General features: G+C 36.1%; 4 protein-coding genes. 2 read left to right on the top strand and 2 right to left on the bottom strand.

Features of this window, described 5'->3' with window-relative positions; all coding sequences use genetic code 11:
- Positions 1-446: 446 nt before the first annotated feature.
- Together PL77_RS21600 and PL77_RS21605 are read right to left on the bottom strand one after the other, a co-directional pair.
- On the bottom strand, positions 447-7,304 hold the full coding sequence (locus PL77_RS21600; protein ID WP_044210162.1) for a S8 family serine peptidase: 6,858 nt from the start codon (positions 7,302-7,304) through the stop codon (positions 447-449).
- A gap of 207 nt (positions 7,305-7,511) precedes the next feature.
- Positions 7,512-8,279 (bottom strand): TrmB family transcriptional regulator, encoded by a 768-nt coding sequence (locus tag PL77_RS21605; RefSeq protein WP_044210164.1) that lies wholly within the window; start codon positions 8,277-8,279, stop codon positions 7,512-7,514.
- Positions 8,280-8,555: 276 nt separating this feature from the next.
- Here PL77_RS21605 and PL77_RS21610 point away from each other — a divergent pair, with 276 nt between their 5' ends.
- Positions 8,556-9,011 carry a helix-turn-helix domain-containing protein gene (locus PL77_RS21610; protein WP_044210166.1) on the top strand — a complete coding sequence of 152 codons (456 nt, stop codon included), beginning with the start codon at positions 8,556-8,558 and terminating at the stop codon, positions 9,009-9,011.
- Positions 9,008-9,670, top strand: a complete 663-nt coding sequence (locus PL77_RS21615) for an IS630 family transposase (RefSeq protein WP_253274009.1) — start codon at positions 9,008-9,010, stop codon at positions 9,668-9,670. Before PL77_RS21610 ends, PL77_RS21615 begins: the two co-directional genes overlap by 4 nt.
- Positions 9,671-10,136 lie beyond the last annotated feature (466 nt).

Below are 10,136 nucleotides of genomic sequence, written 5' to 3' on the forward strand. Positions count from 1 at the left end.
CCAAACTAAAGTGTTCAGATAATATTGAGTGTAAAATATACACAATTACACCTGTAACTTGCCCTTTGTTAAAATATCTTTATCAAAAATAAGTCATTTCAATAATTTTTGATTGAAATCATGTAATGCAAAAGGGTTTTTGGGTATAAAATAAAGTGATAAAAGACACATTTTTTTCTTATCAAAGGCATTTATTTATAATAGTTCAGTTCGATTCCAATTTGTAAATTCACTTTATCTTGATACTTTCTCGTGAAGATTGTCTAATATTTATAGCCTTTGAGAAATTTCGGAAATAAAAAAAAGCATCGAGATAAATCCCGATGCTTCTTCAATTATTTATTCTGTAATCCTATTTTTTGGTGTCGTCCTTATTTCAATATTTCAAGGTTTGATGAAAAGGTTTTTCTCCTCAAACCGTGATATTCGGACCACAGAATACTTCATTATTTTTTCAATACTTTACCTTTTACTTGAGAAGTACCATTACTTACCTTGATCAAATAGAAACCATTTGGCATAGTTGATAGGTTTACTTCAACAATATTTCCAGTATTTTGAACCTCTGATGATGACATCAGTTGTCCTGTCAGATTGTAGACTTCTACAACAGAAGCATTACTAGAGAAAGTAGATGGTAATTTCATCCATACTTTTCCTTTTGTAGGATTTGGATAAACAAGCTGATCCAACTTATCTACATTCACTGATAACGGCGCTCCTAAAACAGTTACCTTAAGTAAGCTTTCTACTTTAAGACCTGACTCGTTTTCTGCCACCACCGTGATTTCAGAATCACCAAGACTTGATCCAAATACAGTTAACTCGCTACCGTTTACCCAAGCTGTTGTAAATTGATCTGCACTCTTTACGTAGAAAATCATTTCTTCTTCATCTAAAGTCTCAAAATACTCATCAAGTGATAATACTGTCTCAGAACTTGGATGCAATGAAAGTGAATCAAATTCTTTTACAATAACAGGAGCCACTTTCGTATCCATTACTTCCACTGATAAGTCAATGACTTTCTTAGCGCCCAATTCGTCTTCAATTTCGAATGATGGGAAGTATTCTCCACTCATCAAGTAAGTAGGCGACATTGTTAAGTATAAAGTGTCGTTTGACATGTCGTAAGTGAAATCATCTGCGTTTGTAGCTTCGTTTACTGAGATTGAATGTCCTTCTTTATCAAGCATTGGCAATGCCCAAGTAATACTATCTCCTTCGTTGATATTCAAAGCTGTTGAATCTGCAAAGTAAGGAGCCGCATTGTATTTGATGGCCGTTGGTACTTTGATTGTTTCTTTCAGCTTTTGATTATGACCAATGTAAAGGTAACCTTCGTAATCACCCGTTTCAAATCTGTTCATTGCCGTTGTGATTGAGATCTCCATTGTATCTTTTGATGCAATAGATCCTGCCTTTGGAGTAATATCCACCCACTCTTGACCATAAGCATCCATCGCTCTCAACTTAATCGCGTAAGTATAATAGAAGTAGTTGCTTGATGACATCACTTCCCAGTTGTTACCGCCATCTAAAGTGACAAAGTATTTACCAATCACTGAAGGTACGTTATAATCTACCGGTAAACGGAATTCTACATCTTGAGGTGCCATTACACGGATCACAAATGTTTCACCATCTTCGAAGAAAATTGGTTGATCTAAAGTGATGTTTTCCATTTCACCTGTCAATGAACTTGGGTAATACATTTGTGTTGTAAGTACCTCTTCAGACGTTGGTGAATCACCTTTTAATACTTCAAACTTCCAAGCTGAATCCGATTGCTTCACAAAATAGTTGCTGATATGCGTCAATGTAAAACCTTGGATGTTGTTTACTTCAAACTTCGCTGCATAATGAACATCAAAGTCAGATGACCCTAAATAACTCATCGGTTCTTCCGTTGGGAAGTCATATGAAATTGAATCTGAGAATGCATGCTTTTCAACGTGAACTGTTCTCATTGAGCTTGCTCTAAGATTTTGTGCATTGAAATCAAATGCATCTAGCATTGCTAAAGATTCAAGTGTATTGTTTTCCAAAACAGCAGACGGTTCAGGAGATTCCTCTTCTTCTTCTGAAGCTACTTTCATTGATTTCTCAACACCCCAACCGTATTTCGCAATTCCTAATGTAACTGCATAATCCAATTCTTGCTCTAATCCTGCATTTAATAATGAGAAATTATAGACCGTTTCAGCACCTTCATTCACCAAGATATCCAATGTATCTGTTCTTACTGTTTCTGCTAAATCATACTCAATGATGGCAGGCAATAAAGCGTCACCTTGAAGTGGAAGCAACATTTGTTCTCCATTATCAAAGTCCAATACTAGCGTATCCACTACCACATCATTTGTATTTGCACCGAAAGCTACTGGCAATGCCAACTCACTGAACGCACCTACCAAGGTATCAATATCAAAACTGAAAGATTGATCATGCAGTAATGAAGCTGTAACATTTACTGGTAAACTTCCTTCGTTTTTCAATACAAAATCTAAAGATTGTGTCATCACTGTATCTTCAAGATATACTAACTGATCAAACACTAACGAATCTGCTTCTAAGCTCAATGCTGCTTCTCCTGTCACTGTAAGATTTACATCAGTAATAACTCTTGAATTTGAAGCATCGTTGTTATGTACAATTACTTGTCCTTCATGCTCACCTACTGCTGTTTTGTTTCCTACATATTGTAATGAGATTTCTTTAGAAGCTAAAGCAGGAACTTTTATCAATTCTGGTGCTTTAATTCTCAATGTTTTACCAAGAATTCTCGCTCTGTAATCTGCATTGGTCTCCATGTATTGCCAAGCATAATCACCTTCAATATTCTTCATACCAATATTTTGGTAAACGAATACATTCGGTAAAGTTTTGTAGGCCATCACAATATCACCATTCTCATGCAATACCATTTGCAATGTAGTAATTGTTTCTGCACCTAAAGATCCAGCACCTACGGCAACATTTTTCTCGAATTGAATAATCAATCGATCTTCTTTCTCATACATGAAAATACCACTTCCTTCAAGACTTGATGGCGTCATGTTCATCCAGAATGCTGAGATAATACCTAAGTCCAATCCATTGTAGATACTACCATCTGCAATATTATATACTGGTGGTGGGTTGTATCTGAAATCATCTGGAGTTGTTTCAGGGTTGAAGCTGATCAATGCTGCAATTGACATTTGGAAACGGTCATAGTATTGACCATAGAATGGGAACTTAAAGTTTTCAAACTCATAAGCGTAGACAAACTCAGGGTAGAACATTTCATAAGAAACGTCTTTACCAACCGCTGAGATATCTTCCCATACAAGGCTGTCTTCAATTTTATATTCGTAACCAAAACCATCAACACCTTCAAAATCGAAGAATTCTTCTCCTTCTTGCATCATCCATTTTGGAGTAGACAAGCTGTAGTATAAATCAAGGTCTTCTGATTCATTTGTCACTGTCAATGAAGTGGTTTGTCCTTCTTCACCGTAAGCAATTTGATCTGAAGTTACAAAGTTACCCGTGTTTACATCAATCGTAGGCGATGGCAATGCAGTTGCTTTTAAGTTGATCTCATAAGGCTCATCGTTCAATGTAAATGTCATCACACCAGTCAACTCTTCTACACCAGCAAAAGTTGCTTTCATGTTTAAGTTTACTTTGCCATTAGGACTGATAGTAGATGGGATATAACCACTTACTGTAAATCCTGCAGGAAGATCGCCCATTGAGAAAGTACCTTTTACATTACCTTTATTTTCAATCGTTACATATCTTGATAATGTAGCACCGTCACTATAAATGATGCTTCCAAAATCAACATCAGCGTCATACTCAGCTACTACTTCTCCTAGAAGTTCTACTTCAAATCGAACACTTGTTCTTCCGGCATCGTGTGTAGCATAAAGTGTCGTTGACTTTGTATTAGAATAAGCAATTTCGCCTTCTGTATCAATTGACACTTCCAAAGTGATAGACTCACCCGCATCAAGAGTAGCTCTTGAAGGAACAATGTCACTTACAAAACTTGTATAACCATCGTTTTCAATGTTTTCAAAAACAAACTCAGTGGCTTGATCACCTTCATTTGTCAACGTAAATTCAGCTGTTCTTGACTCACCAATAGTTACTGCATTATCACCTTTCCAGTCGATGGTCGATAAGTCCGCAACGATTTTTGGTCCTATTACACGATTTACTGATAAAGGAATAGAAACGCCATATCCTTCAATTGATAATTCACCCTCTACGTTGATTACATCAGATGTTGCCTTAGCGCTAACAACAACTTCTATCTGCTCACCAGCCTTTAATAAAGGAATTGTAGAAGGCGATACAGAGAAGTAATCCTCATTAGAAACCGTCAATTGAATGTCCTCCGCTTCTGCCTTACCTTCATTTTTTAAGACAAACGTTTGGTTATCAGATTTATTCTCGAACAATGTACCGAAGGCAAACTCTTCAACACTTGGCACTAGTTCTGGAGTATTACCTGTAACTGTAACATAGATGTCCTTTGCTAACGGATATTGATTTGGATTTTCATGCGTAGCTACAATTTGTAATTTGTAAGTACCGTTTTTCCAATCTGTATCTCTTAAAGTAACATCCGTTCTCGCTTCTTCACCGTTGTTGATATCATGATATCTTGCACTGAAAGAAACCATATCGTTTTTCTTCTGTGCTTCATACGCTCTAATCTTGAATACCGATTGATGAGCTGTAGCATAATCAGTGTAATACCCATGTGTTCCTTTTCTTGCATATGATTTACCTCTATCACGGTAGGAAGCTTCATCTGCACCAAGTGGGAAATAAATACCTTGAGGCGCTCCAATGGCAATCCAGAAAATCTCACCTGCTTTTACCTTTCTTGGCCAAAATGAAGTTTCTACCCATCCACCTCTTTGCTGACCAGATACATAGAAGCTACTTGTTGCTACTGGCTGACCGAAAGGTTGATCTTCACCACCAATATACATGGCTACTGTAAATGGTACAGAAGCATACATTTCATTGGAAAGTACAGCTCTTACCACACTAATTTCCATATCTCTCTCTGCCACAAACTTGTTGGCATATTCCATTGCCGCACCAGTATGTCCTACCATATAAGTAGGTAGTGGCTCTTGTTCATGATAAACAGAATCCATCTTTTTTGTACCTGGTAAGATGGTGATCTCATCTTCTATATCAACGCTTCCTCCGTCACCTGGGATGTCAGAAAAAGGCATTCTTGAAAATTCTTCAGAAGAAACAAATGGCAAATTATTTTCTGGCGTAAAAGTAGAAGCCGTTGCTATTCCCATAGGAGATGGTGCCTCTTGAGAATAATCAAAATCATTGATCGTATACACAATTCTACTCGGCATTGAACCTGAATTGGTAATGGCCAAACTTGCAGAAGGGAATTCACCAGAAGTCACATCATATTGTAAATGAGGAACATCTTCTGTTACCCAAGATAATAATGGAGTGGCTTGTGTAGTCACTGTAAATACTTCAGACAAAGGAGACTTATTTCCAAATTGATCAACTGCTTTAATGGCAATTGAATAAGTATTCACTGGTGCTAAACCTTCCAATACATAATTCGCAAACGAATTTGCAGTAATAGCTTGGTATGAAATTACTTCAGCATTTGCTTCAAAATCCTCATTGCTAGTGAACTCACCAGTTGCTTTTAAGATCTCATAGTTCTTGATTGTTAAACCAAAATCATCCTTCACAAACATCCAACCGATTCTTGCAGTCGTAGAGTAAACATATTGGAAACCCCAATCTGATACTACCGGAGGCAATGCCCCTTCATCCTTTACCAATGAAGCATAAGCATCTAAACGACCTTTACCCATTTTACCGACAAAAGTTGGGTTAAGGTGATCAATATTTTTAGAGTGATTTACTAATCGGTCTCTCACTTGATCGGCTGTAATTCCATAAGCATTATTGGAAGCAATCAATGCCGCTACACCTGCTACGTGAGGTGCTGCCATTGAAGTTCCTGAAATAACTTCATACTGTCCGTTAGGGAAAGTAGAGTAAATATCTGTACCTGGAGCAGCAATATCTACTGTTTCATTCCAGTACGATGAGTATGATTTCTTATCTGTGTTATCCGTATTGGCTACACAAATTACCTCTTCCATTGTAGATGGGAAAGATGAAGCTGGACGTGTATAAATTCCATTATGGCCACCGTAGTTTCCTGCTGCAAAAATAGCAACACCACCATCAACTGGACCTACTACATTACCCTCTGCGTCTTTTCCTGCGTTTTCAATAAAGTAACGGATTGTCTCTTTTTGCAATTCAGATTCCATGCCGCCACCCCATGAGTTATTGGTGATAACGGAACCCATATCTGCTGCATAAATAAAAGCTTCTTCAAAACCTCCTACTGTAGTGGAATTCAAATAATTGGAGAATACCTGTAATGACATCATTCTAACACCATCTTCTGGCTTAGAACCACCGGCTACACCTGACACACCGATACCATTGTTGTTTTCTGCTGCAATAGTACCCGCAACGTGTGTACCATGGTAATGAGGAATAATTGTAGGCATATTATCAGCATAGTTCCAGCCATAATAATCATCTACATAACCATTGCCATCATCATCAATACCGTTACCTGGGATTTCACCTGTGTTGATCCATAATCTGTTGATCAAGTCAGGGTGGTTTACATCAATACCACCATCAATCACACCCACAACTACGTCTGGAGAACCTGTTTCGATCTCCCACGCTTTCAACAAGTTGATATCAGCACCGGGCGTTCCCCATGACTGTCCAAAGTTGTGGTAATGCCATTGATTGTTGAAGAATGGATCATTTGGAGCTTCACTCATTGTATCAAAAAGACTGTATTCTCTTTTTGGCTCAGCAAATTCTACCATTTCCAAAGCTTCATAGGCAGACAATAACTCTTGCACTTCGTTTAGTGAGTCCGTTTGGATTTCGTACCATTGGTGGAAACCATAAGCTTGGTGTCTTGCTTCAAATTTTCCTGCATCACGGAAAACTCTTTTGATTTTTGTAGTGTGAAACTTATCATTTAATTGGTCAAAATTTCTGAAGCCAGTAGCATTAATTGGCAATTCGTTTTTAGTAATCTTGGCTACCTGTTCTTCTAAAAAGTTGACATTGCCTTGTTTCACTTTAATCCTAATTACCCCCTTGGTAATTACATTGTTGTCCTGTGCGTGGATTGGAGTTTGAAATAATAGGCAACACACTGCCATCAAACTCAACCACAATTTAGTTCGAGTAACTAAGTTCATCATGTTTAAATAATAATCAGATATGAATTGGTTGAAAAATTTAAAAACCTATTATAATTTTGACAATATGTCTCCACTATAAATGAGTTCATTTATTTATAAAGCATAAAAATTTTGTAAGTCAGCAAGAGAACAATATTGTTCTTTACTATGAGATGAAGATGTTGTAGATCAATGATATTAGCACACTTTTATATCATTGAATAAAGTCTAAACTACGTCTGCTTTTTCCCAATAAAGATTGAATAAATCATACATCGATGTTGCGAAGTCCTTGTCATCAACACTTAATGCCATATTTAATGACATTCCAGCACCTCCATGCAGTAGAATAAGCACGTATTGAAAATCTACCATCAACATTTTAAAAGGCAAGGATTCAACCATTTTCACGTCCTCTCCTTTTGATTTAAAATAATTGGCCAGCTTCTTTATCGATACCTCATCCTCTCCTGGAGGCAGTTCATAAATCCCCTTAAACTCTACTCCACTATTAATAGAATCCTCCTCTGATGGATTCACGTTTTCAAGTTCATTGATGTTCACCGTGTAGGGTGCTTTTGAAAAACCAACACCAATCTTTTTAGCTAATCGAAATAACCGATAATATTCTTCGAGTATTTCCTTCTTACTGGTTATAGTTTTAAAAACAGTAGCGGTATTAGACTGAGTTTGTAAAAATTTGTCTTCTAGTTCTGTACTTAATTTTTGTAATGCTTTTTCTTTTTGTAAGTATTCGTCCCTAATTCTGGAAAATGCAGAATTAGGAGAGTTTAGTGCGTAAATCTTTGGACGGTCTTTTATTAATCTACAAAATCCTTTATCGGTAAGTGTATCCATAAAGGCATATAGTTTTGAGGTAGGGATTGAAGTTGCCCTAGAAATTTCTGTAACAGTCAATTCCCCTTTCTCTAATAAGAGCTTGTAAATCTTCAGTTCTTGATGAGAAAATCCTATGTTTAATAATAAGCTATCCATAACTACTACCAAAAGTAGTACCTTTTATAAAAGTATGCAAGAATTCGTGAAAATAATTTAATAATACAATACACAATTGCTGATTACCTTAAAATTAACCCTGTATTTATGCAAATATAAATCTGATAAAGGTGCTTCAATCGATTTACTACTCATTTTGGTAGAAGTTTTTTTATACTTCAAATTGGAGGAAATGTACACGTTTAAGTAATTACACTCTAACTAAGTACATTGTAAACTAAATTTTCGTCAATTTAAGATCTTAAATTTAAAGAGATGAAAAGAGATCATATTCAATTAAGTGAAGAAGAGAAAAATCACATCAAAGAACTTCTTTCTAAAGGTGATATAAAATCAAGAGTTAGTCTTCGTTTAACTTCTTTATTGTTACTTAATGAGCATAAAACATATAAGGAGGTTGCTTCTATTTTACAGGTTAGACTAGCCACTGTATCAGATTGGAAAAAGAAGTATAAGTTAGAAGGTTTAAATTCTTTACTGGAGGAAAAACCACGAAGTGGCCGTCCTGCAGGTTTAACTGGTGAAAATAAGGCAAAAATTACGGCATTAGCTTGCAGTACTCCCCCTGAAGGTTATTCTAAATGGACCTTAAGAATGTTGGCTGATAAGGTCGTTGAACTAGGATATGTAGATGAAATCTCTCATACACATGTTCAAGAGATATTGAAAAAAACGAACTTAAGCCTCACCTCAAAAAACAGTGGTGTATAAGTAAAGTGACAAGTGATTTTATTGCAAGGATGGAGCAGATTTTATGGTTATATAACCAGCCTTATGATCCAAAATACCCTGTAATATGCTTTGATGAACGACCTTGTTTCTTGATTGGAGATAAAGTAGATCCTATTCCCATGCAAAAAGGAAAAGTAAAGAAGGAACATTACAGTTATGAAAAACATGGTTCGTGTGTATTGTTAATGGCAATAGAACCATTAACCGGAAAGCGATTTGGTAAAGTTTATAAACAGAGAAGAAAGCAAGAATATGCAGATTTTATGCATGAGCTAAGTCTCCTATATGCTGATGCACACCAAATAAAACTAGTCCAGGACAACTTAAATACACATAGTAATAGTTCTTTTTACCAAAATATGGAAGCCGAAAAAGCATTCAGTCTCACTCAGAAATTTGATTTCTATTTCACACCAAAATCAGCTAGCTGGCTTAACATGGTAGAAATTGAATTTTCAGCATTATCAAAGCAATGTTTGTCTGATAGAATTCCATCTCAGGAAGAATTAGAGAAAAGAGTAATGGCGGTAATCAAAGATCGAAATGACAAAAAAGTTAAATTCAAATGGCAGTTTACAAAAGAAAAGGCTAGAGATGTTATGCATAAAAGCTACACTCAAATATTAACGAAAACTTAGTTTACAATGTATTTAATACATTGTAAACTAAGTTTTCGAATATTTATGATTTTTAGAAATCAGGAGATTTCTGTTGATCTGTAGGACACGAATGCCGCTAACGCTTAACATTCGCGCCAGTGGCATTCTACCCAATTCGTTTGGCAGTACTTTCCTCGGCCTTGAAGGGAAAAGCGTTAAGAATTTCATGAAGTGAGCCGTTAAAAATGATTTTGCTGTTTGAGCTTTAGCGAGTTTAAAATCATTTAGGCGAGAGAAATGGAATTTAGCTTTTGACTTCAATGCCTTGAATTTTTTGCTTCTTTTTGTTTTAAGACAAAAACGAAGAAGAAAGACGTTTGAAAGTAGATCCTATCAATGCTTGTATAAAGGTCGATTGAAAGTTGACGATAATTTAGTTTACAATGTATTAAATACATTGTAAACTATGTTTTCGTCAATTAATATAACTCCTTTTATGAGGGAT

Origin of the sequence: Flammeovirga sp. OC4 (assembly GCF_000812565.1) — a bacterium.
Taxonomy (GTDB): domain Bacteria; phylum Bacteroidota; class Bacteroidia; order Cytophagales; family Flammeovirgaceae; genus Flammeovirga.

Coding starts and splice junctions, on each gene's coding strand:
- PL77_RS21600 (WP_044210162.1), bottom strand. CDS start 7,304: ATGATGAACTTAGTTACTCGAACTAAATTGTGGTTGAGTTTGATGGCA.
- PL77_RS21610 (WP_044210166.1), top strand. CDS start 8,556: ATGAAAAGAGATCATATTCAATTAAGTGAAGAAGAGAAAAATCACATC.
- PL77_RS21605 (WP_044210164.1), bottom strand. CDS start 8,279: ATGGATAGCTTATTATTAAACATAGGATTTTCTCATCAAGAACTGAAG.